This is a genomic window from Pseudomonas sp. PB105, from assembly GCF_009764655.1.
Lineage (GTDB): Bacteria > Pseudomonadota > Gammaproteobacteria > Pseudomonadales > Pseudomonadaceae > Aquipseudomonas > Aquipseudomonas cyclaminis.
On record NZ_RWIO01000035.1, the window covers coordinates 1 to 22251 of the forward strand.

The 22251-nt window shown below is 59.2% G+C and carries 23 protein-coding genes and 1 pseudogene; 16 read left to right on the forward strand and 8 right to left on the reverse strand.

Annotation, left to right across the window (positions count from 1 at the left end; genetic code table 11):
- The first annotated feature begins 498 nt into the window (after window positions 1-498).
- From EJD88_RS07440 to EJD88_RS07460, 5 genes are all read left to right on the forward strand, one after another.
- Window positions 499-828: a hypothetical protein gene (locus tag EJD88_RS07440; protein WP_158877496.1), complete on the forward strand. Its 330-nt coding sequence runs from the start codon at window positions 499-501 to the stop codon at window positions 826-828.
- Between the two features lie 74 nt (window positions 829-902).
- Window positions 903-1274, forward strand: coding sequence for a PH domain-containing protein (locus EJD88_RS07445; RefSeq protein ID WP_053257892.1), 372 nt, complete (start codon window positions 903-905; stop codon window positions 1272-1274).
- Between the two features lie 243 nt (window positions 1275-1517).
- Window positions 1518-2681, forward strand: a complete 1164-nt coding sequence (locus EJD88_RS07450) for an S-type pyocin domain-containing protein (RefSeq protein ID WP_158877498.1) — start codon at window positions 1518-1520, stop codon at window positions 2679-2681.
- A gap of 14 nt (window positions 2682-2695) precedes the next feature.
- Window positions 2696-2983: a colicin E3-like toxin immunity protein gene (locus EJD88_RS07455; RefSeq protein ID WP_158877500.1), complete on the forward strand. Its 288-nt coding sequence runs from the start codon at window positions 2696-2698 to the stop codon at window positions 2981-2983.
- Complete coding sequence (locus EJD88_RS07460) at window positions 2980-3465, forward strand: hypothetical protein (protein ID WP_158877502.1); 486 nt, start codon at window positions 2980-2982, stop codon at window positions 3463-3465. The genes EJD88_RS07455 and EJD88_RS07460 overlap by 4 nt, the downstream gene beginning before the upstream one ends.
- Window positions 3466-3473: 8 nt before the next feature.
- Here EJD88_RS07460 and EJD88_RS07465 read toward each other — a convergent pair whose 3' ends face one another.
- The 3 genes from EJD88_RS07465 to EJD88_RS07475 form a co-directional block, all read right to left on the reverse strand.
- The gene (locus EJD88_RS07465; RefSeq protein WP_099587295.1) at window positions 3474-4046 is read right to left on the reverse strand and encodes a hypothetical protein; all 573 of its coding nucleotides are present in this window, start codon (window positions 4044-4046) and stop codon (window positions 3474-3476) included.
- A 201-nt stretch (window positions 4047-4247) separates the two neighbouring features.
- Entirely contained in the window at window positions 4248-4625 is a 378-nt protein-coding gene (locus EJD88_RS07470; protein WP_099587294.1) for a cytochrome c family protein, read from the reverse strand.
- Window positions 4626-4666: 41 nt separating this feature from the next.
- Window positions 4667-5200, reverse strand: coding sequence for a demethoxyubiquinone hydroxylase family protein (locus EJD88_RS07475; RefSeq protein WP_256674393.1), 534 nt, complete (start codon window positions 5198-5200; stop codon window positions 4667-4669).
- Between the two features lie 172 nt (window positions 5201-5372).
- Here EJD88_RS07475 and EJD88_RS07480 point away from each other — a divergent pair, with 172 nt between their 5' ends.
- From EJD88_RS07480 to EJD88_RS07490, 3 genes are all read left to right on the forward strand, one after another.
- The gene (locus EJD88_RS07480; protein ID WP_099587293.1) at window positions 5373-5753 is read left to right on the forward strand and encodes a response regulator; all 381 of its coding nucleotides are present in this window, start codon (window positions 5373-5375) and stop codon (window positions 5751-5753) included.
- Between the two features lie 194 nt (window positions 5754-5947).
- Window positions 5948-6562: a biliverdin-producing heme oxygenase gene (locus tag EJD88_RS07485; RefSeq protein WP_158877504.1), complete on the forward strand. Its 615-nt coding sequence runs from the start codon at window positions 5948-5950 to the stop codon at window positions 6560-6562.
- Window positions 6559-8802, forward strand: a complete 2244-nt coding sequence (locus EJD88_RS07490; protein ID WP_158877506.1) for an ATP-binding protein — start codon at window positions 6559-6561, stop codon at window positions 8800-8802. The genes EJD88_RS07485 and EJD88_RS07490 overlap by 4 nt, the downstream gene beginning before the upstream one ends.
- Before the next feature lie 27 nt (window positions 8803-8829).
- On the opposite strand, the pseudogene EJD88_RS07495 reads toward EJD88_RS07490, so the two are convergent.
- Window positions 8830-9176, reverse strand: a pseudogene (locus EJD88_RS07495) (sensor histidine kinase); the annotation flags it as partial.
- 41 nt (window positions 9177-9217) lie between these two features.
- Between EJD88_RS07495 and EJD88_RS07500 the strand changes: the two are divergent.
- From EJD88_RS07500 to EJD88_RS07515, 4 genes are all read left to right on the forward strand, one after another.
- Window positions 9218-10003 carry a VacJ family lipoprotein gene (locus tag EJD88_RS07500; RefSeq protein ID WP_158877508.1) on the forward strand — a complete coding sequence of 262 codons (786 nt, stop codon included), beginning with the start codon at window positions 9218-9220 and terminating at the stop codon, window positions 10001-10003.
- A 129-nt stretch (window positions 10004-10132) separates the two neighbouring features.
- On the forward strand, window positions 10133-10336 hold the full coding sequence (locus EJD88_RS07505) for a hypothetical protein (protein ID WP_158877510.1): 204 nt from the start codon (window positions 10133-10135) through the stop codon (window positions 10334-10336).
- A gap of 120 nt (window positions 10337-10456) precedes the next feature.
- Window positions 10457-12355, forward strand: a complete 1899-nt coding sequence (locus tag EJD88_RS07510) for an alkaline phosphatase D family protein (RefSeq protein ID WP_158877512.1) — start codon at window positions 10457-10459, stop codon at window positions 12353-12355.
- Window positions 12356-12492: 137 nt separating this feature from the next.
- Window positions 12493-13506: a sensor domain-containing diguanylate cyclase gene (locus tag EJD88_RS07515; protein ID WP_158877514.1), complete on the forward strand. Its 1014-nt coding sequence runs from the start codon at window positions 12493-12495 to the stop codon at window positions 13504-13506.
- A 5-nt stretch (window positions 13507-13511) separates the two neighbouring features.
- Here EJD88_RS07515 and EJD88_RS07520 read toward each other — a convergent pair whose 3' ends face one another.
- Window positions 13512-14540 carry an amino acid ABC transporter substrate-binding protein gene (locus tag EJD88_RS07520; protein WP_158877516.1) on the reverse strand — a complete coding sequence of 343 codons (1029 nt, stop codon included), beginning with the start codon at window positions 14538-14540 and terminating at the stop codon, window positions 13512-13514.
- 223 nt (window positions 14541-14763) lie between these two features.
- Between EJD88_RS07520 and EJD88_RS07525 the strand changes: the two genes are divergently transcribed.
- Both EJD88_RS07525 and EJD88_RS07530 read left to right on the forward strand, forming a co-directional pair.
- A complete protein-coding gene (locus EJD88_RS07525) occupies window positions 14764-16014 on the forward strand; it encodes an aspartate aminotransferase family protein (RefSeq protein WP_158877518.1) in 1251 nt (416 codons plus the stop codon).
- 225 nt (window positions 16015-16239) lie between these two features.
- A complete protein-coding gene (locus tag EJD88_RS07530) occupies window positions 16240-16956 on the forward strand; it encodes a hypothetical protein (protein WP_158877520.1) in 717 nt (238 codons plus the stop codon).
- Between the two features lie 57 nt (window positions 16957-17013).
- On the opposite strand, the gene EJD88_RS07535 is transcribed toward EJD88_RS07530, so the two are convergent.
- Both EJD88_RS07535 and glyA read right to left on the reverse strand, forming a co-directional pair.
- Window positions 17014-18096 (reverse strand): pyridoxal phosphate-dependent aminotransferase, encoded by a 1083-nt coding sequence (locus EJD88_RS07535; protein ID WP_158877522.1) that lies wholly within the window; start codon window positions 18094-18096, stop codon window positions 17014-17016.
- Window positions 18097-18240: 144 nt separating this feature from the next.
- Window positions 18241-19596, reverse strand: coding sequence for a serine hydroxymethyltransferase (glyA, locus tag EJD88_RS07540; RefSeq protein ID WP_158877524.1), 1356 nt, complete (start codon window positions 19594-19596; stop codon window positions 18241-18243).
- Window positions 19597-19902: 306 nt separating this feature from the next.
- Between glyA and EJD88_RS07545 the strand changes: the two genes are divergently transcribed.
- On the forward strand, window positions 19903-20505 hold the full coding sequence (locus tag EJD88_RS07545; RefSeq protein WP_158877526.1) for a helix-turn-helix transcriptional regulator: 603 nt from the start codon (window positions 19903-19905) through the stop codon (window positions 20503-20505).
- Entirely contained in the window at window positions 20492-21370 is an 879-nt protein-coding gene (locus EJD88_RS07550) for a queuosine precursor transporter (protein WP_099587279.1), read from the forward strand. The genes EJD88_RS07545 and EJD88_RS07550 overlap by 14 nt, the downstream gene beginning before the upstream one ends.
- A gap of 77 nt (window positions 21371-21447) precedes the next feature.
- Here EJD88_RS07550 and queC read toward each other — a convergent pair whose 3' ends face one another.
- Window positions 21448-22158 carry a 7-cyano-7-deazaguanine synthase QueC gene (gene queC, locus EJD88_RS07555; RefSeq protein WP_158877528.1) on the reverse strand — a complete coding sequence of 237 codons (711 nt, stop codon included), beginning with the start codon at window positions 22156-22158 and terminating at the stop codon, window positions 21448-21450.
- Between the last annotated feature and the right edge of the window lie 93 nt (window positions 22159-22251).

Here is a 22251-nt window from a genome sequence, read left to right on the forward strand (position 1 = left end):
AACACCTCTTTTTCAACTTCCTTTTGGCTTCGATGAACTGAAGCAACCCGCTGCCGAAAACTGCGTAACTCATTGTTTACCAAGGAGTTTTCCGTTTCGACTGCGCCGGAAGTGGGGCGAATTATAGGCTTCCAGAATCTGCGGTCAAGCGTTAATTTGGTTTTTCTATCAAATGGCAAGCAGACCTGCAAATCCTTCTATATATAGAACGCCCCCCCACGTAAGAAGGTGTATTTGAAGCTCGCCATCAAGCTACGCGCGGCGTCGACTCGCCAGTGCTGAAAGGTGCTTGGGCATGGGATGACTGCATGGGTTGCGTCCTTGTCTTTGTGGGCGTTTGCCTTGCACCCGATCCATGTGGTGACTGGATACGCTCGCCAAGGCGAGTTGGAACCTGGCCAATAAATATTGTTCCTCCTGCATCCAACCCGGCAGGTCTTTTTTTTCACGCCGATAACGGTGATCATCGCCCTCCCCGCCCCCAGAGGAACCGACACCATGGAATTGACGCTGGAAGCTGTTGCGCTCTTTGCACTCAAACTCGTGCACGAGGAGGACGGCGGCAGTCCGGTATTGAGGGATGACCTGGTGATGGATGGGTATGAGCGGGAGGTGTTTGGGTTGCTTGTGCGGCAAGGGGACTTGCCGACGATCCAGCTCAAGTTGCGTGCGTGTGTTGACCAGGCACTGGCAGCACTGGGCGGCGCGGATACGGTGTTGGGGCGGGAGTTGCAGCGATTGGCGGGTGAGGTACGGCAAGCCCGCACGCTGGAGGAACTGAGCCCACCGCTTGACGCACTCAAGGACTACCTAAAAGCCATCCACTGACGCCATGTGGAGGGCTTGCCCCGATGGACGCCAACGATAACGCGCTCTAATTGACTCACCACAAGGACCGTCAAATGATCGACTTCAACAACAAAGGCTTCTTCAAGCTCAAGCAAAACAACGAATACGCCGAACGCGTCTCGGCCCTGCTGCTGGACGGCGAAGAAGTCATCGACGCCTACAAAGCCATGCGCGACGGCGTGGTCTTCACCACCAAACGTATCATCGCCGTAAACGTGCAGGGCATTACCGGCAGCAAGAAAGACTTCACCTCACTGCCGTACAAAAACATCGTCGCGTACTCGGTGGAAACATCCGGCACGTTTGACCTGGATTCGGAGCTGGAGATTTACTTTTCGTCGCTGGGGAAAGTGAAGTTTGAATTTACGGGGAAGACGTCGATCGTTGAGATTTCGCGGATCATCTCCAAGCATCTGCTGAGCTGATCCGCGGATATACACCGATCACAATGTGGGACGGGCGGTGCGACGATTCGACTTGCCCCCGATAGCGCCCTCCCCCACACCATCAAACCACAGCGGTTTCTTCAGGACCTGGAACGTAGCAAACGTCCCGCTGATATAGAGAGCACGCTTACTTTTCCCACAACCACCATCGAAAAATGCCAATTCCATCCCCCTGACCGCTCCCCGTAGCCTCACTCCCTCGCACAAGGAAGTGAGCCCCTCATGTCAGAACGCTTTTACCCTCCCACCGACGAGCAACTACGCAAGCAGCGCATCCTGACGCCGCATCCAAAGCGTGCCGCCTATTCACCGTCGATTGATTTATTCGAACCATTCCCTGCCGCAAAATCTGCACCCGCAAAAGCGCCTGGCTGTGTTTTCGTGAAGCCTTGCCAACTGCCCGACGGCCACACCCACTACTCAGATCCCACTGCCTACGTACCACTTGAGCTGATCGCGGAGTACGGCCATTTCAGCCTGTTGGGCGGCCGTGAAGTTGACAGCCGGGGCGCTGTTGCCCTGCGCAAGATCAGCGGCAGCGCCTTGCCCGTTGGCTTGGGGCAACTGGCGTTGCGTACGGCGGTGGTGGAGTCGGCCGCTGCCGCAATCGGTTCTGTGGCCGCGCCTCTGTTAGGCGGGTTGGTAGCGCTGGTGTGGCCCGGGGAGCTGGGCGATAGCGCGCTGTATAGCGAGGAGCAATTACGCTCGATGCAGCAGGCGCGTTCGCAGATGCGTTTACATATCGAGCAGCGGGAAGACGGTACGCTCAAGGGCTATGGTTTTTACACCGGCGACAACCCCGCCTGGCAGATGATTGAAGTGGTGCAGCTCCAAACACGCAGCGATCAGTTCGTAGCGGATTTGGGTGAGGGTATTGAGCTGATCTGGACGCCCGCCGTTGACCCAAGTGACACGCTGGGAATTCCGGCGTTGCAGGGTGCGCCGCAGGCGCCGGTGATCTGGATTTACCCGCCTACGGAGAAGGCGGCGCAGATTCTGGTGAACCCGATTTACCCGCCGCAGTATCGGGATTTTATTCTGGTGTTCCCCGTGGGGTCTGGGGTTCGGCCGCTGTATGTGGTGGTGAGTGAGCCGCGGAAAGGGCTGAGAAACTCAGATTACGATTACTTTCCTGCCCCCAGAACAGAGGACATCACTGGTTTTCCAGGTTTGATTGAACTCAAGAAGAAAAATAGTAAACGTAGTGGTGGCGGCCTTCGTGAGCGATGGAAAGACGCCAAAGGAAAGAGGCTTTTTGAATGGGATTCAGAAAAAGGCGAACTTGAAGTCTATAGGTACAGCGATGTGAAACACCTAGGCTCCTTTGACCCCTATACCGCTGAGCAACGCGGCCCGGCAAAAAAAGAACGACGTATACAAAAGTGAGTGGCGGATTCGTTATGACGATGAAAATACGACTGCAATGGTTCAACAAAATAAATGAACACTTGGAGGCAGACGAATACTCAGCAAACTTTGAGGAGGACGACAGTATTCTTAACGCACTTGGTCTACAGGAGGAACCACAAATCTACGCAGGGGGTTTTGACGTTCAGCCAAACTGGATCGCAATTCTCCAACCTCATTTCCGGCAGGTGATAGAGCCGGACCTTTTCGACTACCAAATCTCCTTCCGCTACCAAGGCGCCTGGCCGCCACGTCCAAAACAACCCAAGGAAGCGTCATGAGAGCCACAGCAAAAAAGCCCCTCCTCTACCGCTCCGTCAACACCCGAACCCATGGCGTGCGCCACGGCAGTTGTGGCGCTTACCGGTACGAACGGAATACCAAGACCGAAAAAGACACGCTCGCCACCCGAGGTTCAATGCACAACCATCAACGCCACGGTTTTGATTACACGCCGCTGTTCCGCTTCCTGTTGTCCAAGGTCGGTCAGCCATGGGACGCGGTTTTCAGCGAAGCCAACGCACGCCTGGATCGGCCGAATCCGGTGTTCTGGGTGGTTGCGCTACATGAAAGCGAGAAACAGGATTACGTGAGAACGGATGAAAACAGCTACTACAGCGGCCTATACGTCGACGAAGCAGGCCTGCTGCAAAAGGTAGAACCACAACTGACACCCGAAAACATGAAACCTTATTGCGACTGCTGCACCCACACCTTCAACGGGGTGGTCGTCACGCAAGCGGTGGGCTATGCCCACCGCTGAATAACCGCTTAACCCGCCTTCGTCTCACCCCCCGCCCCACCAATCAACACCCGATTCGCTGGGTCCGTAATATCAAACACCTGCTGCATACACGCCGAACGACTCGGCGAGAACTGGAACTCCACCAGATACACCTTGGCCTTCTCCGGAACGAACGTGCTCACCGGCGGCACGCAGCTGTAAAAATCCCCATTGCCGATGCTGCCAGCGCTGCCGAATACGGTGAGTTTCTTACCCGGATCGGCCTGGGTTTCCAGCTGTGGAAAACGCCGGAACCCGGCGCTGGTTACTGTTTGGACAGTTTTGGCGATCCAGTTGAAGACTTGGCCTTCGCCGTTGTACACCACGGTGCCGAGGATTTCCGGGCGTTGGTCGGGGTCGCCTTCGCGGCTGATGGCGAATTTGACGGGGTTGTTGCCGCCCACGGCTTTCATGATGACTTTGGCGTGTTCGGCGTCGACGGTCACGGTTTTCTGGCGAAACTGGATGCCGTCTTTAAGCAGGGTCGGCGAGGAGTCGCGTTGGTTGGATTGGCAGGCGCACAGGGCAAGGGCGAGAGAGAGCAATGCGATTCGCTTCACGGGATGTCCTTATCGGTGTGAGGGGGGTGTGATGACTGGACTCAGAATTGAACGGAATGTTCCGCACTCTCCAAACCTTGAAGGCTGGCCACGATCTCTCTGGTGAGCGTTTTTTTGTGGAGAGCAGGCTTGCCGATGCCGACCTGATCGAGCATCGGTTGCGCGCGCTCCTGACTACGGCGCAACAATGTGCGCAAGTGATTATTTGGGCTGGAAGGTCTCAAGGTACGCCAGGATATTTTCAATCTTCTCCTGATCACTGATCCCCCAGAAGATCATCCGCGTACCACTCACCACCTTCTTCGGCGCCTCGATGTAGGCGGCGAGTTTGTCCCGCGTCCAGACCACGCCGGAATTTTTCATCGCATCGGAATACTGATAGTCGGTGGTGGTGCCGGCAGGCCTGCCGATGATGCCATTGAGTTCCGGCCCAAACCCGCCGCGCGCGCCTTCGCCGACGCTGTGGCAACCGCCGCAGGTCTTGGTGAACAGCTTGCCGCCCGCCTCGGCATCGCCGGCCGCCAGGGCTGCATGGGTGTTGAAGATCAGGGCGAGGGTCATCACGGCACGGTACTTCATAGGGACTCCACATCGGCTGGTGCGACGATTATGCCTGTTTGTCAGGAACGCATGCCCATCCAGATCACCGCTTCGGTCCATGCAGTGACCACGGGCGTCAGCATTTTGAACCAGGGATCATTCACATCGATCTGCGCCGCCGACTGGTCGTGATGGTGCTGTTCCTCATCCACAATCGAAGCAATGGCCGCCACCGCCAGCGGGTCGATGTTGCGCAGGGCGTGCAGCTGATGGGCCAGATGTCTAAGCACCACGCTTTCGACCGCCACGGTGGTGGTCATGATGGCTTTGCGACCACAGAGACCTGTGAGCAAACCCAACGCCAGCCCACCGAGCCCGCACAGCCAGTAGCTGCGGCAACGCGGGTATCCTCGGCGCTGCAACTCGGCGTTGAACACGGCACGGTGGCGGCGCTCGTCGCCGAGGAACTCGGTGAGTTCCGCGACCAGGCTCGGGTTGAACAGCCGGGCTATAAACAGTTGGCCGCTGTAGATGCAAATCGCGCCATGCTCACCGGCGTGGTCGACTTTAAGCATGCGATTGCCGAGGTCATGGTCGATCAAGTGAACGTTCACGGTTGATAGCCTTTTGCGTGGGTTACAAAGCACAGCCATCGTGCCGCACCTCCCGCCAAATACGCAAACTAGACACTCTGAATGACCACCCATCGTTTAGGACATATCCAATCGAACCTATCCCGCCGCGTTCGACTCCACCTTACTAACCCCTGATGGTGGAGTAAGGATCATGGCTCAGCCATCGATTTTAGTGCTGGAAGACGACGAGATCATTCGCTCGTTAATGGTGGATGTACTGGAGGAATTCGGGGCGCATGTCACCTCGTTTCCTTCGGCGGATGAAGGGATGATTTTTCTGGAGCGTGATGATGAACAGGTCGACCTGATTGTCAGTGATGTTCAGATGCCTGGTTTGCTCAACGGCTACGACTTGAGTCGGGTGGTGGCTCATAGATGGCCGGAAGTGCAGGTGGTGCTGACATCCGGCAACACGAAGATCGCGGCGCAACTGGGGGGGTCGGTGCGGTTCCTGCCAAAACCGTGGAGCGCCGAACACCTGCTTGAGTGTGTGCAAACGGCGCTGACGCAACAAGGCTCGCGCCTGCATTGATGGCGTCGCGACATCACTTAAACCGAACTTTGGGACAAGCGCTGCTGTCATTAATGAGCAAGGAGCGATTTTTCTGATCCGCTGGTCAGGCTCTTCGCCTTGTGCATACAGCCAATGGCCATGAGATGTGTAGAATCGTCGCCCACTTCTATGCGTCATTTACGGCCGGCAGGCCCACAGTTCGAGCTTACTGAATGCATTCACAGGTCCCTGACGTTGCTGCGCCCTCATTGCTGGAAGCGTTGCGCACAGGCACGGCCCTACTGCATGTCGCGCTGGAAAAGCGCCTGCCGTTTTTCAGCGAACAACTGGATGCCGACTGGTATCGACGCTTGCTCCAAGCGTATTACGGTTTTTATGGACCAATGGAAGCAGCGCTGTATGACTGTGAGTTGATCCCCGAAGGATTCGACCCTGTACTGCGTGTGAAAACCCCGACGCTGTTGAACGATCTTCATGCCCTTGGCCTGAATGACGACGCCATCAACGCGCTGCCCTGCCGCCCCCACCTCCCGCCACTCGACACCCCCGCCGCCTGCCTCGGCGCTTTGTACGTGCTGGAAGGCGCCACCTTGGGCGGCCAGGTGTTGCGCCGGGAAATGGCTAAGCGCCTGGACCTGGATGCCGACAACGGCGGTGCGTTTCTCAATGTGTATGGCGCCGAGACCGGTCGGCGCTGGAAAGACTTTCTCGACTATCTGGGCCGCCAGCCGCAGGACGCGTCAGCCAGACAGCGTGCAGTGGACGCGGCCCGTTCGACATTCAGCTGCTTTGAGCAATGGCTCGACAGCCAGGAGGTACTGCTATGAAACCCGATGATTTTGAGGAACTGCTTGCCAACTGTGCCGACGAGCCGATCCGCTTTCCGGGGGCGATCCAGCCCCATGGTGTGTTGCTGACGCTGTCCGATCCCGACCTGAAGATCATTCAGGTCAGTACCAACGTCGCCAGCCTGTTCAACCATGCGCCCGAAGCCCTGTTGGGCCAACCACTGCATACGCTACTGGGCGCCGAGCCTGCTGCCGCCGTGCAACACATGGTTGAGCACAACAACTTTATCGACGCGCCGCCGCTGCACGTGACCTTCAACGGTGCCAAGTTCGACGGCCTGCTGCATCGCCATCAGGGCGTGCTGGTGCTGGAGTTCGAACCCTTGCTGGAAAACTTCCGGCCACGGGCAGTGAAGGGTCGCACCAGTGATCTGGGCAAGATGCTGCAACGTTTGCAGGCGGCGAAAACCCTACAAGCGCTGTACGAAATCAGCGTGAATGAAATCCAGGCCATGACCGGCTACGACCGTGTGCTGATTTACCGTTTCGAAGAGGAAGGCCATGGCCAGGTGATCGCCGAAGCGTCGGCGCCGTCCATGGAACTGTTCAACGGGCTGTTCTTCCCCGCGTCCGACATCCCCGAGCAGGCCCGCGAGCTGTATCGCACCAACTGGCTGCGCATTATTCCCAACGCGGCCTATGAGCCGGTGCCACTGCTGCCCAAGCTGCGCCCGGACAGCGGCGAGCCGTTGGACCTGAGCTTCGCCACCCTGCGCAGTGTGTCGCCGATTCATTGCCAGTACATGCAGAACATGGGCGTGCTGTCGTCCATGAGCATCTCATTGATGAAGGGCGACAAACTCTGGGGCCTGATCAGTTGCGGTAACCGTGAACCACTGCTGGTACCCAACGAGTTGCGCACCGCCTGCCAGACCATCGGTCAGGTATTGTCATTGCAAATCAGCGCCATGGAAGCCCTGGACCTGAGCCGCCAGCGCGAGGAAAAAGTCGAGGCCCTGGCGCTGCTGAATCAGGCGATGAAAGCCTCAGCGGACAACGTGTTCGATGGCCTCGCCCAGCAAGGCCAAGTGCTGATGGACCTGACCCTGTCCGGCGGCATCGCGATCATCGAAGACAAACAACTGCACCGCTACGGCAACTGCCCGGAACCGGCGCAGATCCGCGCGTTGCACAAGTGGCTGCAAGGGAGCGGCGAGCCGGTGTTTTCCAGCCATAACCTGGCCTCGGTCTACCCGCCAGCCGCTGAGTTCCAGCAAGTGGCCAGCGGTGTCCTGGCCATGAGCCTGCCTAAACCGGTGGACAACGGGGTGCTGTGGTTCCGCCCGGAAGTGAAAGAGAACATCAACTGGAGCGGCGACCCGAACAAGCCGCTGGACCTGGAGAACTCCAACGCTGGCCTACGCCTTCGCCCACGTACCTCGTTTGAAATCTGGAAAGTCGAAATGGCCGGCATCTCCACCAAGTGGAGCCATGGCGACCTGTTCGCCGCCAACGATTTGCGTCGCTCCGCCCTGGAAAACGACCTGGCCCGCCAGGTGCTGCGCGAGCAACAAGCCGTGCGCGCCCGCGACGAACTGGTGGCGGTGGTGTCCCACGATTTGCGCAACCCGATGACGGTCATCTCGATGCTGTGCGGCATGATGCAAAAGGCCTTCAGCTCCGACGGCCCACACACTTCGCGGCGGATTTCCTCGGCCATCGACACCATGCAGCAAGCCGCCGGACGCATGAATGTGTTGCTGGAAGACTTGCTCGACACCTCGAAAATCGAGGCCGGGCGCTATGTGGTCAAGCCGGTGGCGCTGGATGTGAGCCAGATGTTCGAAGAGGCCTACTCGTTGCTCGCACCGCTGGCGATGGAAAAAGGCATCGACCTGTCGTTCAACGCCGAGCCTGGTCTGTTGATCAACGGTGACCCGGAGCGGCTGTTCCAGGTGCTGTCGAACCTGATCGGCAACGCCATCAAGTTCACGCCACGCCAAGGCAATATCGGCATCAGCGCCATGAGCAACGGCGAAGAAATCGTGTTCTCGGTGCGCGACTCCGGCGAAGGCATTGCGCCAGATCAGTTGCCCCATGTGTTCGACCGCTACTGGACCCAGACCGAAAACAACCCCACCGGCAGTGGCTTGGGGCTGTATATCACCCAAGGCATCGTCCAGGCCCATGGCGGCAAGATCGTGGCGGAGAGTGAGGTGGGCCGTGGCAGTGAGTTCCGGTTTACCGTGCCGAAGGTGATTGGAGACTCACACACCTGACACTCCCACCGTGATCTGGTGTTGTCATCACACCGGCAACACCACCACCTCCAACCCACCGCCCGGGCGTTCTGCCAGGGTGAGAGTGCCGCCGTGCTCCAGCACAATAGCGCGGGCAGTAGACAGGCCAAGCCCAACACCGCCGGTGCTTTTATTGCGTGAATTTTCCAGGCGATAAAACGGCATGAACACCTGTTCGCGGTGCTCGGCGGCAATCCCCGGCCCGCGATCCCGCACGCGGATCACCACTTGATGCGCCCTTGTTGCAGTTCGATTTCCGGCGCGTGCCCATAGTGAATGGCGTTGTCCATCAGGTTGGTCATCACGCGCTTGAGGCCCAGGGGCCGGCCGAAGTACACCAGGCGTGGCGGGCCGCAGCGCCAGAATCGGCGTCCCTTTTGCGGAGACTGTGCCCATGCGTGCGCTGACCTACCCCCACCACCTGGCTCGCCAGGCGGTACTGTTGCTGACTGTGTCCTACCTGGCGGGCTGTGCGAACCCGACGAAAGCGCCGTCCACCCGCTGCGCGCAGGTGAACTACCCAGTGCATGACCCGGCCGAACGGGTCAACCGTAGTGTGTTTGCATTCAACCGAGCGGTGGACAACTACGCGCTGGCGCCTGTTGCTCGCGGTTACCGCTACCTCCCGGAATTTTTCCAGCAGGGTGTGCATAACTTCGCGAGCAACTTCAGCGAGCCGAAGGTATTTATCAACGATCTACTGCAAGGCAACCCACGCCGTTCGGTCAACACCCTTGGCCGTTTTGCAGTGAATACCACGGTAGGTGTGGTGGGGCTGATTGATGTGTCGGACCGCCTGGGCATCCCGCGCCACTCCGCCGACTTTGGCCAAACGTTCGGCGTATGGGGCGTGGGTGCCGGGCCGATTGTCGAATTGCCATTGCTCGGCACCAGCAACAGCCGCGATGCGACAGGCAAGGTGTTGCGCTTCCTGGTTTCGCCGCTGGGAGACAGCGATACCGTGCAGACATTGGGCACCATCAGCCTGGTGGGCGGAACGGTCGACACCCGGGCGTCATTGTTGCCGCTCACCGATAGCCTGCAAAAACTGCCGGATTACTACAGCGCGTTACGTAATGTGGTGGCACAAAACCGCGCAGCCTTCGTGCTGGAAGGCAAGGAAGGCGCGACATCCCCTGCCACCGAAGGCTGCGCAAAGGGCGCCGCTGATGACTTTTGACTACGCTCGTCACGGCCGTCATATCTTGCAGTAAGGCGTTTATAGCTCGCCCTTCCTCGCCCTCTGTAAGTTTGGCGCCACTTCGCTCTAAAGGGCGAAGTCCCCCTAGACTGATAGAAGGATACTTCCATGCTCAGCCCTATCAACTCCGCAGTGCCCCCCCTTCAATACCCCGCAGCGCCGCAGGATGACGCCGCCCTTCAACGCAAGAAGCGCAGCATCGATGAACCTCGATCGCAACTGGAGCCTCAGGAGTCCGACGGTTCAGCGCGCAACAGCCGACGCACGGGCAGCGGTGGCCTGGACAGCCTGGGCAAGGGTAACCTGCTCTAAATCGTCGCACGAAGGGCTGTGCACAGCCCTTCGTCTCCACAAGCCGCCACGCCTTAACAAAACACTGACATCCATTGCGCTAACCTTGCCGGTTCAACCCTGGCCGGAGCCTTTTACTGCATGCCACATCCCGACACCTTGCCCGCCGTGCTCGCCGGCCCTCTGCTGCGACGCCTCGAACCCCAGCGGCTGGTGCTGTGGCTGGTGGGAAGCCGAGCATTGCCACTGATGCTGAGGCTGCAATGTGCCGAGCAACGCCTGGATATCCCGCTAGGCCAGGACCAGTGCCAAGTCGTGCCGGTGGGACGCGAGGCGTTTGTCCACCTGATTGATGTACGACTGGAGGAAGCGCTGCCGCAGGATGTAGTGATCGACTATGACCTGCTCGTCGACGGCATTGGCATTGCCCAATGGGCACCCCACTTGCTGTACGCCAACGCCCAATATCCGAATTTCGTGCTGCACAGCCGCATCCATCAACTGGTACACGGTTCGTGCCGCAAACCTCACCACAGCGCCGACGAAGGCTTGCTCTGCGTCGATCGCCTGCTGGCCGATGCACAAACACCCGCCGACCGTCCGGCCTTGTTGATGATGAGCGGCGACCAGGTGTATGCCGATGATGTAGCCGGGCCAATGCTGCGGGCGATCCACGGGCTGATTGCGCGCCTGGGCCTGTTTGACGAATCTCTGGAAGGCGCCGTGGTCGACAACAGCGCCAGCCTCTACGCACATAGCGCCAGCTACTACAACCGCGCCGATCTGCTCCCGGCGCTGGACAGCAACGAGACCCTGCGCGAGCGGTTTTTCGGCGGCGTGAAAAAGCCGATTTTCACCAGCAGCACCGCCGACAATCACCTGGTGACCTTTGCCGAGGTCATGGCGATGTACCTGCTGGTGTGGTCGCCCACGCCCTGGAGCCTGATCACTCCGCCGCCGCCCCAACTGAGCGCCGATGAATCCTCGCGCTATACTCGCGAGCAGGTGACGGTGGATAAATTTCGCGAGGGCTTGCCGGGTGCTGCGCGGGTTTTCGCCCATCTGTCCACACTGATGATCTTTGACGACCACGACATCACCGACGACTGGAACCTCAGCGCGCAATGGGAAGAAACCGCCTACGGCCATCCATTTTCCAAGCGCATCATCGGTAACGCCCTGCTCGCTTACCTGCTGTGCCAAGGCTGGGGGAATAACCCGGATGCCTTTGATGAGCTGGTGGGCCAAACCCAGGCACTGGCAACCCAGACGCAGAACAATCATCTGGATGCCATCGCGCAGGACAATTTGCTGGCAACCCTGCTGAAATTCCAGCAGTGGCATTACGTCCTGCCCACCACGCCGGCCCTGGTGGTGCTCGATACCCGCACACGGCGCTGGCGCAGCGAATTCACCCTCAAGCAACCGTCCGGCCTGCTGGACTGGGAAGCCTTGAGCGAACTGCAGCAGGAACTGCTCGATCACCCCTCGGCCATCATCGTCTCGCCCGCGCCGATTTTTGGCGTCAAGCTGATCGAGACCGTGCAGAAAATCTTCAGTTGGTGCGGCCATCCATTACTGGTGGACGCCGAAAACTGGATGGCCCATCGCGGCGCGGCCCAGGTGATCCTCAACATCTTCCGTCACTCGCGCACGCCGGGTAACTACGTGATCCTCTCGGGCGACGTGCACTACTCGTTCGTCTATGAAGTACTGATCCGCCACCGCGACGCTGGCCCCAGGATCTGGCAGATCACCAGCAGCGGCATCAAGAACGAATTCCCACCGCGACTGCTGGAATGGTTCGACCGTCTCAACCGCTGGCTGTACTCGCCGCGCTCGCCTCTGAACTGGTTCACTCGCCGGCGCACCATGCAGGTGGTGCCGCATATTCCGGAACATGCCGAAGCCGGTGAACGGTTGTGGAATTCAGCAGGGATCGGCCAGGTGTTTTTCAACGAGCGGGGGCAGCCTGAGGCTATTTACCAGCACAACGCCGATGGGAAACCTCGGACAAGAATGGCGGCGCCAAAGCAGTAGCCTACTGCCACCATCCAACAGCACCACAACCCCCCTATTCAAAGCGTTCAATCACCGTTGTAAAGTAGCCCCAGCCACGGAGTATCGGCGTCAATATTGGTAGGCCTTGGTTGCCTGCCGCGGCAAGGAATGCGCAGATGAACGATACTTCCGGCAACAACCCGCTCAATCATGCTTTTACTCACTTTAACGCCGACATGTTGCACACCGTGCTGGAGCTGGTCAGCGACGGCATTTGGGACTGGAACGCCAATACCGGGTTCGTCTACCGCAGCCCAGGCTGGTACGAAATGCTGGGCTACCCTAGCCACTCCCTGGAAAACAGTGTGTTCACCTGGGAGAGCGTCATCCACCCGGAGGATTACCCCCACGTGATGACGGTGTTCGATGATTACATCCACCGGCGCACGCCCCATTACCAGACCGAATACCGTTGCCGCAAAAACGATGGCGGCTACCTGTGGATTGAAGACCGTGGTTACGTGATTGCACGCAATGAAGACGGTTCGGTTGCACGCATGGTGGGTGCCCATCGCGATATCCATCTGCGCAAGTCCTCGGTCGAGCAGTTGGAGCGACGCAATCAATCCCTTGAGGCGCTGGTGGCCGAGCGTACGCGCGAGCTGTCGCGGGTCAATCAGCAGTTGCAATTACAACTGGACGAAAACCGCTCACTGGCCGAACGGGATGCCTTGACCCTCGTCGCCAACCGTTACCGCCTGGAAAAAGTGCTGCTGGAAGCCTGCGACCGCGCCCAGCGTTTTCGCCTGCCACTGGCACTGATCGCGATGGATATCGATGACTTCAAGCCGATCAATGACCGACACGGTCACGGCGTAGGCGACCAAACCCTGGTGCAGGTCGTGGAATGCCTGGAGAGCTGCATCCGCCCAGGCGACCTGCTGGCGCGCTGGGGTGGCGATGAATTCATGGTGGTGCTGCCAAAAAGCTCGCTGGAAAACGCCAGGACCCTGGCCGAGAACATCTGCCGAACGATGCGCAACATGCCGATACGCGATGACCTCATCGTCACCCTGAGCCTCGGCGTGGCCGAGCGGCGCATGGATGAATCCCCCGCCGCCCTGATGGCACGTGCCGATCAGGCGCTGTATCGCGCCAAGGCGGCGGGGAAAGATGGCGTGTCGGCGTAGCCCTGTCAGCGCACCGGCGGCGCGTACTGGATGCCGCCGTTGTTCCAAAGGGCATTGAGGCCGCGCTTGATCTTCAACACGCTGCCCTGGCCAATATTGCGCTCGAACACCTCACCGTAGTTGCCCACCTGCTTGACGATCTGCACCACCCAATCCTTGCGCAGTTTCAGGTCCCGACCGTACTCGCCATCAGCGCCGAGCAGCCGCGCAACGTCCGGGTTCCTGGTGGTCTTGGCCTGCTCTTCGACATTCTGCGAGGTGATGCCCATTTCCTCGGCGTTGATCATCGCGAACAGAGTCCACTTGACGATGCTGAACCACTCGTCATCGCCCTTGCGCACCAGCGGGCCCAGCGGCTCCTTGGAGATCACTTCCGGCAACACGACGAATTCATCCGGATGGGCCATCTTGATGCGCTGTGCGTACAGCCCGGACTGATCGGTGGTCAGCACATCGCAACGCCCGGCTTCCAGGCCCTTGGCGCTTTCGTCGGCGGTGTCGAAGGTGATCGGCGTGAACTTCAGGCCGTGGGTGCGAAAGTAATCGGCAACGTTGAGCTCGGTGGTGGTGCCGGCCTGGATGCACACGGTTGCGCCGCCCAGTTGCTTGGCGGCCGTGACACCCAGTTTGTTGTTCACCAAAAAGCCGATGCCGTCGTAGTAGGTGACGCCGGTGAACACCAGGCCCATGCCCGAATCGCGGGAGCTGGTCCAAGTGGTGTTGCGTGAGATCAGGTCGATTTCGCCGGACTGCAGCGCGGTGAAACGCTCCTTGGCGGTCAACTGGGTGAACTTCACTTTGGACGCATCACCAAACACGGCCGCCGCTACGGCGTGACACACATCCACGTCAATGCCGGTCATCTTGCCGTGGCTGTCGGGCACGCCAAAACCGGGCAACCCGTCGCTGACACCGCATTGGATAAAGCCTTTTTTCTGGATCGCGTCCAGGGTCGAACCGGCATGCGCGGTGCTGGCCAGTCCAAAGACGGCGGCGGCACTGATCATGGCCAAGGTGGTTTTAAATGGGTTCATGCGAGGCTCTCCCTGTCGTTCCTTATTATTCGGCACCGCACAGCCTGCGCCGGTTTCTGATGTTGCCGGGGCAGTATTGACGGGTTTGGTGCGCTGCCACAAACGACCTTTTGGCAACAGCTCCTTCCGATTTGGAATGACCCGGCGACTTTATTTCGTTTGCGACAAGGCCAGGCCCACGGCTTAGATAAAAAGACGCCCGTCACTGCCGAGTCCAGGATTCATGAGCCGCGAAACCATCAGCCAGTCGATTTCCATCGTTCATCCCATCAGCCTCAGCCACGGCAGGAATGCCGAGGTCTGGGACACCACGGGCAAGCGCTATATCGATTTTGTCGGCGGCATCGGTGTGCTCAACCTCGGCCATTGCCACCCCGGCGTGGTGCAGGCCATTCGTGAACAAGCAACGAAGTTGACCCACTACGCGTTCAACGCCGCGCCGCATATGCCCTACATCGAACTGATGAACCGCCTGACCGCGTTTATCCCGGTGGACTACCCCATCAGCGGCATGCTCACCAACAGCGGCGCCGAGGCCGCAGAAAATGCCTTGAAAATCGTACGCGGCGCCACCGGCCGTACGGCGGTGATTGCCTTTGACGGGGCTTTCCACGGCCGTACGCTGGCCACCCTCAACCTCAACGGCAAAGTGGCGCCCTACAAGCAAAAGGTCGGCGTCCTGCCCGGCCCGGTGTATCACCTGCCCTACCCCAGCGCCGACAATGGCGTGAGCTGCGCTGAGGCGCTGAAGGCCATGGACCGCCTGTTCAGTGTGGAAATCGACGTCAGCGACGTAGCCTGTTTCATCCTTGAACCGGTGCAAGGCGAGGCCGGATTCCTCGCCCTGGATATCGAGTTCGCCCAGGCCCTGCGGCGCTTCTGCGATGAACACGCGATCCTGCTGATTGCCGACGAAATCCAATCCGGTTTTGGCCGCACCGGCCAGCGTTTTGCCTTCTCGCGCCTGGGCATCGAACCGGACCTGATCCTGCTCGGCAAAAGCATCGCCGGCGGCGTGCCATTGGGGGCGGTGGTCGGGCGCAAGCCGTTGATGGACAACCTGCCCAAAGGCGGGCTGGGCGGCACTTACTCCGGTAACCCCATCGCCTGCGCGGCGGCACTGGCCACGCTGGACGCTATGACGGATGAGGCGTTACACGCCTGGGGAGCCCGGCAGGAGGCCGCTATTGTGAGCCGCTATGAAACCTGGCGTGCGCAGCACCTGACGCCCTTTTTGGGCCGCCTGACCGGCGTCGGCGCCATGCGCGGTATCGAACTGGTGAATGCCGACGGCACACCTGCGCCCCAGCAACTGACCCGACTGCTGGGCCTGGCGCGGGATGCCGGGTTGCTGCTGATGCCCAGTGGCAAGTCGCGGCATATCATTCGGCTGCTGGCACCGTTGACGATTGAGCCCGAGGTGCTGGAGGAAGGGCTGGTTATTCTTGAACGGTGCCTCAAGCAGTTGGAGTAATCGCGTCAGCGCCATTACGCTGGACCAATGCGTGCAGGCTCGCCGATTATCCACGACACCTCTATACCGTAGGTTTGTTTTGCGGACGAGCGGTGCGCTTGCAGCGGGCGCTTACTGCCTTGCACCGCGATTAAGGGCATTGTGCTGCCTTGACCTGATCCCCCTCCCCCCTGAAAATGCGCGACGCTTTTTGTCTTCCCCGTTTACTGAATTAGTGAAATTTCAATGTCCGATTCTTACACCGAACACTCCACCGAAGAATCCGTAGTCGCCCTGCACGCCAAAGCTGAATACGAAAACGCCATCAATCTTTCACAGCATGTGCCAGCCGCCAAGATCATCAGCGAGATGGTGCTGGACGCGTTTCACACCTCCAAGGAAAGCGACCAGATCCGCGAGTTGCGCCTTGCCATCCGCCAGGCCCACGACGCGTTCGATGACGATAAGGCCTACGACCTGATGGGCCAGCTCAAGCAGCTCAAGGACGCCGAAGCCGCCGACAACATCGCGCTGGAAGACCTGAGCAGCAAATTCTCCATCAGCCGCATCCTGTCCAGCTTCAAGGACGACCCCGAGTTCCAGGAGCTGGTCTACGGCCTGGCCCTCAAGGTGCTGAACCAGTCTCACCAGGCCATCAGCAACCCCAGCGCCGGCAAGGGCAAGGCTTCCCGTCCCAAGAAAGAAGCCGAGGTGTTTGTGATCAGCAAGGACGGCATCAGCGTCACCCTGCCACTGCGCACGCCACGCTCCAAGCTGAACATCGACCGCGAGGCGTTTGAGTTCCTGGGCTTCAGCTTTGTGGGTGAAGGCGATGAAGCCGAGCTGGAAGTCGAGAGCTTTGTGGATAACTCGGGGGCTGAACAGCCGCTGACCCGCAAGAGCGTGATCAGCGCACTGCAGCAGCAGAGCGCGTTTGATGGATACAGCATCGCGCAACAGTGACACCACTGAACTGAATGTGGGAGGAGCTGCTCCCTCCCACATGAATTCAATACTGCGTTAGACCGTTGCCGCAAATACCTCGCGAAACCGCGCCATTTCTCGCTTGTTCCCCACCGTCACTCGCACCCACTGCGGCCAGTTTTGCCACACACGCCCGATCAGTACGCCATGGCCGGCAAGTGCGTCGATGACCTGCTCTGCCGGGCGCTTCACGTCGATCATGAAGCAGTTGGCCTGGGATGCCGTGCAGGTAAAACCACTGCCTTTGAGCCAGGAAATGGTGTCTTCGCGCAGTTGGGCATTGAGCGCCTTGCGTTGTGGCAGCAGCTTCACATCTTCCAGGCTGGCGAGGCCGCCGAGCAAGGACGAGCCGGCCGGGACGTTGTCGCCGCCAAACACCGCCAGGCGTTCCAGCAATGCTGGATGGCCGATTGCCAGGCCCAGGCGGGCGCCGGCCATGCCGTAGATTTTCGAGAAGGTGCGCAGCACCAGCAGGTCGTCGTGGTCCTTGACCCAACTCACCACGCTCGGGGCCTCGGCGAAGTCGATGTAGGCCTCGTCCACCACCAGCACACAGCCTTTGGGTTTGTTCGCCAGGGCCTGGCGGATGGCGTCGGTCGACGTCACGGTGCCCGTCGGGTTGTTGGGGTTGCACAGGTAGAGCATGCCGGCCTGGGGGTCAGCCGCCAGCATGGCCGGGATGTCGTGGGCATGCTCGCCGTCGAGGGCGACTTCTTTGACCGGCGCCTTGTTTGATTCGGCGGACTGGCGCGGCACTTCGTAGGACGGCGTAGCCATCACCAGGCCGCGGGTTTCGCTGGTAAATGCCAGCACCGCGTAGCGCAGGGCTGCCATGGAGCCGGAAAACACCGCCACCTTTTCTTCGGCAATCCCTTGTTGCTGGGCAAACAACTCAGCCAAGGCGTACATGTGTTTATAGGGATAACGCCCCGCGGTGGCGATGCCGCGCTGCATCGCTTCGCGGGCCGCCGACGAAGGCCCGTAGGGGCTTTCGTTGTAGTTGAGCAACACCTTGTCAGTCTTGGCCGACGGCGACGCGGCAACCGCCCAATCCAGGCGTCCGAGCAAAGGCAGGGCGGCGCCGAGGGCGAGAAGGGATCGACGACTGACGCTGACCATGGTGACTACTCCTTGTAGGCGGATGATGGATTCGCACTGCTCGTATAGATGAATATGACGAGACAAGGGTCGGCTGATTTAACCGAGCGCCCATGAAAAAGCCCCGTACGGCTTTCGACGACGGGGCTTTTTCATGGGCGGGTTTCAGTGCTCCCAGTAGTCTGCGATGGGGTATTGGGCGCACAAACGCTCAAGTTCAGCGCGAAATTGCAACTGCACAGCGGGCTCGACATGGTATTCGTGTTCGCCAAGCGGCGTGATCTGGCTAAGTACCCGGCACACCAGATCGACGACCTGCCGGCAGCCCTGCGCATCGACATTGCGTTGCGCCATGGAGCCGGTGCCGATACACAGGCCACTGGTAACGGCAGACGAACGGGTCTCGCCAGGTACGCGACTTTTACTGACCACGATTCCGCAGCCTTCCAGCGCCGACTCGGCGATGGCACCGGTCATATCCCCGCGCAGACGGATCAGCACGGTATGGTTTTCACTGCGCCCGCCGACCACTTCATAGTCATGGGCCTGGAAGGCGTAGGCCGTTTCGTCGGCAAGGGCGCGAACACGCCCCATGCAGACGTCGAATTCCGCTGTCATCGCGTAGCCCAGCGCGGCGGCTTTGGCGGCGATCATATTGACCGCCGGCGCGCCCTGCATCCGCGGAAATACGGCTTGATCCAGCACACGGCTGAAGGTCGCCCGCAAGCCCGGCACCTTGGTATGGGCGTCGCGGCCGGACAGGATCAGACCACCACGTGGGCCACCCAGCTGCTTGTGGGTGCAGGTGGTGGTGACATGCGCCGCGTTGATCGGGCTGGGGTGCCGACCGGTCACGACCAGCCCGGCAATATGGGAAATATCGGCCAGCAGGATCGCGCCCGCCTCGTCGGCAATGGCGCGAAACCGCTCGAAATCCAGCACACGTGAATACGCCGATGCACCGCAAATGATGATGCGTGGACGATGGGCCAGCGCCAGGGTGCGCACCTGCTCGTAATCGATCAGGCCTTCGGCAGTGGTGCCGTAACGAATTGCCTTGTAGTAGGCGCCGGTAAACACCGCAGGGCTGCCGTGGGTCAGGTGGCCACCGTGATCGTGGGCCATGCCCAGCAAGGTGTCCCCTGGTTCCAGCAGGGCGGACAGCACTTGGGCATTGGCATTGGAGCCCGAGTGCGACTGCACGCCGGCGTAGTGGGCGTCGAACAGTTCACGCGCCCTGCGGATCGCCAGTGACTCGACCAGATCGACGTTTTCACAGCCGGCGCGATGACGCTTGCCGGGCGCGCCCTCAGCGGTGACGTTGACCAGTGCAGACGCGGAGGCCACCAAAGTACGGGCCTTGACCGCACAGGAGGACGCGACCAATGAGAGTGTGCGGTGCTGGCGCGCCACTTCGGCGTCCAGCAGCATCGCCAACTCCAGGTCCTCGGCGCGCAGGTCCGCCATGCCTCGGCGCAACAGATCGGCCTGATCCTGCAGGTGTACGGTATTGACGGGCATCGGGGGGGTGTCCTTTCCTTGGTCGCTGCGTGTCAGTTCGTCCTGAACCGTGGCGTTCAATTAAACAGGAAATTAAACATTTTCCAAATTAAATGTTCGCTTTTGTCCCCCTTTACCGAGCGGATGGCCATTTGCCCTGCGCGCAGGCGCTGACGCGCATCCGGGACTTTATTGTTAGGCCGCACGCGTGCAACACTTGCGCCCGCCGCGATGCCTGGAACGCCCTGGATGGGCTTTTTTTGCTGAACAATCTGTACGGCATCTTCAACGCAACGGTTTTTACTATAGGGAAGTGGTGAGCGCGTGATGCACAGACGAGAAAAAACCGAGCACTTGAAGAGCAACATCAAGTACTTGATCAAGAGCCGTGGTGAGACCCAGCTGTCGCTATGCAACGCCGCCGGCCTGACCCGCACCACGATCTACAACATCCTCGAAGGCAAGGTCGTCAACGTTCAGCAGGCGACCCTGCGCAAGATTTCCGACTTTTTCGGTGTGTCCTACGAAGAAATCGAGACCATCGATTTTGAAGCCAAGGAAATCATCGAGAGCAGTGCCTCGCCCCAAGGCAACATGAACCCCGCAGCCGTGCCGGTGCTCAAGGAAAGCCAGGTCATGCAGCACCTGGATAAACGTATTGGCGAACTGGCGATCCTCTACCCGCTCACGTACTACTTCGGCACCTCCCATAACCTGATCGGCGTGCAACTGGAGCGCGCCATACCGGGCGTGAATGAGCCAGGCGACCTGTTGATCATCCAGAAGGGTTCGTCCAGCGACGATAAGGAAAAACTGGTGTTCGACCGGGCCACCCAAACGCTGTTCATCAGCCGTGAAGCCTGCGCCAGCTCAGAACAACTGTGTGTCCTGGGGGATATCATTGAGGAGCGCTTCAATGACCACGTATGAAAGCGAGATCGAAAACAGTAAATACAAACTGCTTGGCTTCGAAAATGACAAGCGCCTGGCGGTGATCATGATCATCGCCACGGGCAAGATCATTAGGGTCAAGTTGAGCGAAGTCTTAAACAGCGAAATCATGGATAACCTGAACAAAATGGAAGTTAAAAACCTGTACAAGAAGTACTACTCCCAGGCCGGTACGGTGACGGCGTACGACCTCAACGACCGCAATGAAAGTTCGTGGATGGTCTACATCGTCCTCAACCTGCTGCTCTTCACCTTTTATATCTTCACCAGCATTGCCGCGACTAAACCGATCTACATCGAGTCCCTCGACATTATCGTGACGCCGGGCACTTTCCTGTATCCGCTGACCTTCCTGATCGTGGACCTGCTCAACGAAAACTTCGGCCTCAGGCTCGCCAGAAAGGCCATCCTGTTTGCCTTTGCCAGCAACGCGATGATCATCGTTTTGCTCTACGGCTCGACCTTCCTGCCCGGTTTACCTGGATGGAAGCTCGACGGCCCCTACAACGATGTGATTGTGCAGGTGTCGTCGGTGCTGATCGCCTCTTCGATATCGTTCCTGGTGTCGGAAAACATCAACTCGTATTTGCTGTGCAAGATCAAAGAGCTGACCAACTCCAAGTACCTGTACCTGCGCATCTTCCTCAGTACGTTCTTCGCGGTGATTATCGACAGTTTCCTGTTCTGCTTTATCGCGTTCTACGGCGCCATGCAGACCAGCGATATCCTGAGCATGATCTATGTGCAGATCGCAATTAAGGTGGGCTTTGCGTTCTTCAATATCCTGCCGGCTTATGGCGCGCGTTCGCTGTTCAAGCGCTACCTGACCAACGCCAAGGCCTGATCCAGGCAAATCCCTCACCGGGCAACTGCACGTTTTGGGTCGTAGCAGCTGCCGAGGCCGGCCCGGCAAGACGGGATCTACATGGGGATCATGTCGAGCTGCAGTTTTTGCTTGAGGTTCTGCATGACAGCCGTCTTGTTCTGCAGGTAATCATTCAAGCCCCGTGCGCGCAGGTTGCACGCATCACACTCGCCGCAGCCAGTGCCAAGGACGCCGTTGTAACAGGTCAGTGTCTGCTCGCGAACCAGATCCAGTTTCTGGTGGTAGTCGGCCAAGGCCCAGGTCTCGGCCTTGTTCAGCCACATCAGTGGGGTTTCCAGGCGCACGTCGTATTCCATGCCCAGCTTGAGTGCCTGGTTCAGCGCCTTGACGAATTCATCGCGGCAGTCCGGGTAACCGGAGAAGTCAGTTTCGCACACGCCGGTGATGACCGTCTCGGCCTTCACCTGGTAGGCGTAGATCGCCGCCAGGGTCAGGAACAGAATATTGCGCCCCGGCACAAAGGTGCTGGGCAGGCTTTCACCTGAGCTGTTCACCGTCGGCACAGGAATGTTGTCGCGGGTCAGGCTGCTGATGGCCAGCTCATTGAGCAACGACACGTCCATCACTTTGTGAACGGTGGCCCCCAACTGACTGGCGAGCTGCTGGGCGACTTCGACTTCTGCCACATGGCGCTGGCCATAATCGAAGGTAATGCAGTGCACTTCATCGTAGTGCGGCAGTGCGTGGATCAAACAGGTGGTGGAGTCTTGTCCGCCACTGAATACGATTACAGCTTTTTTAGTCATCGTTCTGCGTCCTGCATAGGTAGGATTTGGGCATAGTTTAAAGCTCACTCAATAAAAAACCCCGCGCTTCTTTCGAAGGCGGGGCCTTTTTAC

What these genes read in the sequence shown, in the direction of transcription:
- EJD88_RS07440 (WP_158877496.1), top strand. Translation starts at nt 499, where the DNA reads ATGGAATTGACGCTGGAAGCTGTTGCGCTCTTTGCACTCAAACTCGTG.
- EJD88_RS07445 (WP_053257892.1), top strand. Translation starts at nt 903, where the DNA reads ATGATCGACTTCAACAACAAAGGCTTCTTCAAGCTCAAGCAAAACAAC.
- EJD88_RS07450 (WP_158877498.1), top strand. Translation starts at nt 1,518, where the DNA reads ATGTCAGAACGCTTTTACCCTCCCACCGACGAGCAACTACGCAAGCAG.
- EJD88_RS07455 (WP_158877500.1), top strand. Translation starts at nt 2,696, where the DNA reads ATGACGATGAAAATACGACTGCAATGGTTCAACAAAATAAATGAACAC.
- EJD88_RS07460 (WP_158877502.1), top strand. Translation starts at nt 2,980, where the DNA reads ATGAGAGCCACAGCAAAAAAGCCCCTCCTCTACCGCTCCGTCAACACC.
- EJD88_RS07470 (WP_099587294.1), bottom strand. Translation starts at nt 4,625, where the DNA reads ATGAAGTACCGTGCCGTGATGACCCTCGCCCTGATCTTCAACACCCAT.
- EJD88_RS07480 (WP_099587293.1), top strand. Translation starts at nt 5,373, where the DNA reads ATGGCTCAGCCATCGATTTTAGTGCTGGAAGACGACGAGATCATTCGC.
- EJD88_RS07485 (WP_158877504.1), top strand. Translation starts at nt 5,948, where the DNA reads ATGCATTCACAGGTCCCTGACGTTGCTGCGCCCTCATTGCTGGAAGCG.
- EJD88_RS07490 (WP_158877506.1), top strand. Translation starts at nt 6,559, where the DNA reads ATGAAACCCGATGATTTTGAGGAACTGCTTGCCAACTGTGCCGACGAG.
- EJD88_RS07500 (WP_158877508.1), top strand. Translation starts at nt 9,218, where the DNA reads ATGCGTGCGCTGACCTACCCCCACCACCTGGCTCGCCAGGCGGTACTG.
- EJD88_RS07505 (WP_158877510.1), top strand. Translation starts at nt 10,133, where the DNA reads ATGCTCAGCCCTATCAACTCCGCAGTGCCCCCCCTTCAATACCCCGCA.
- EJD88_RS07510 (WP_158877512.1), top strand. Translation starts at nt 10,457, where the DNA reads ATGCCACATCCCGACACCTTGCCCGCCGTGCTCGCCGGCCCTCTGCTG.
- EJD88_RS07515 (WP_158877514.1), top strand. Translation starts at nt 12,493, where the DNA reads ATGAACGATACTTCCGGCAACAACCCGCTCAATCATGCTTTTACTCAC.
- EJD88_RS07520 (WP_158877516.1), bottom strand. Translation starts at nt 14,540, where the DNA reads ATGAACCCATTTAAAACCACCTTGGCCATGATCAGTGCCGCCGCCGTC.
- EJD88_RS07525 (WP_158877518.1), top strand. Translation starts at nt 14,764, where the DNA reads ATGAGCCGCGAAACCATCAGCCAGTCGATTTCCATCGTTCATCCCATC.
- EJD88_RS07530 (WP_158877520.1), top strand. Translation starts at nt 16,240, where the DNA reads ATGTCCGATTCTTACACCGAACACTCCACCGAAGAATCCGTAGTCGCC.
- EJD88_RS07535 (WP_158877522.1), bottom strand. Translation starts at nt 18,096, where the DNA reads ATGGTCAGCGTCAGTCGTCGATCCCTTCTCGCCCTCGGCGCCGCCCTG.
- glyA (WP_158877524.1), bottom strand. Translation starts at nt 19,596, where the DNA reads ATGCCCGTCAATACCGTACACCTGCAGGATCAGGCCGATCTGTTGCGC.
- EJD88_RS07545 (WP_158877526.1), top strand. Translation starts at nt 19,903, where the DNA reads ATGCACAGACGAGAAAAAACCGAGCACTTGAAGAGCAACATCAAGTAC.
- EJD88_RS07550 (WP_099587279.1), top strand. Translation starts at nt 20,492, where the DNA reads ATGACCACGTATGAAAGCGAGATCGAAAACAGTAAATACAAACTGCTT.
- queC (WP_158877528.1), bottom strand. Translation starts at nt 22,158, where the DNA reads ATGACTAAAAAAGCTGTAATCGTATTCAGTGGCGGACAAGACTCCACC.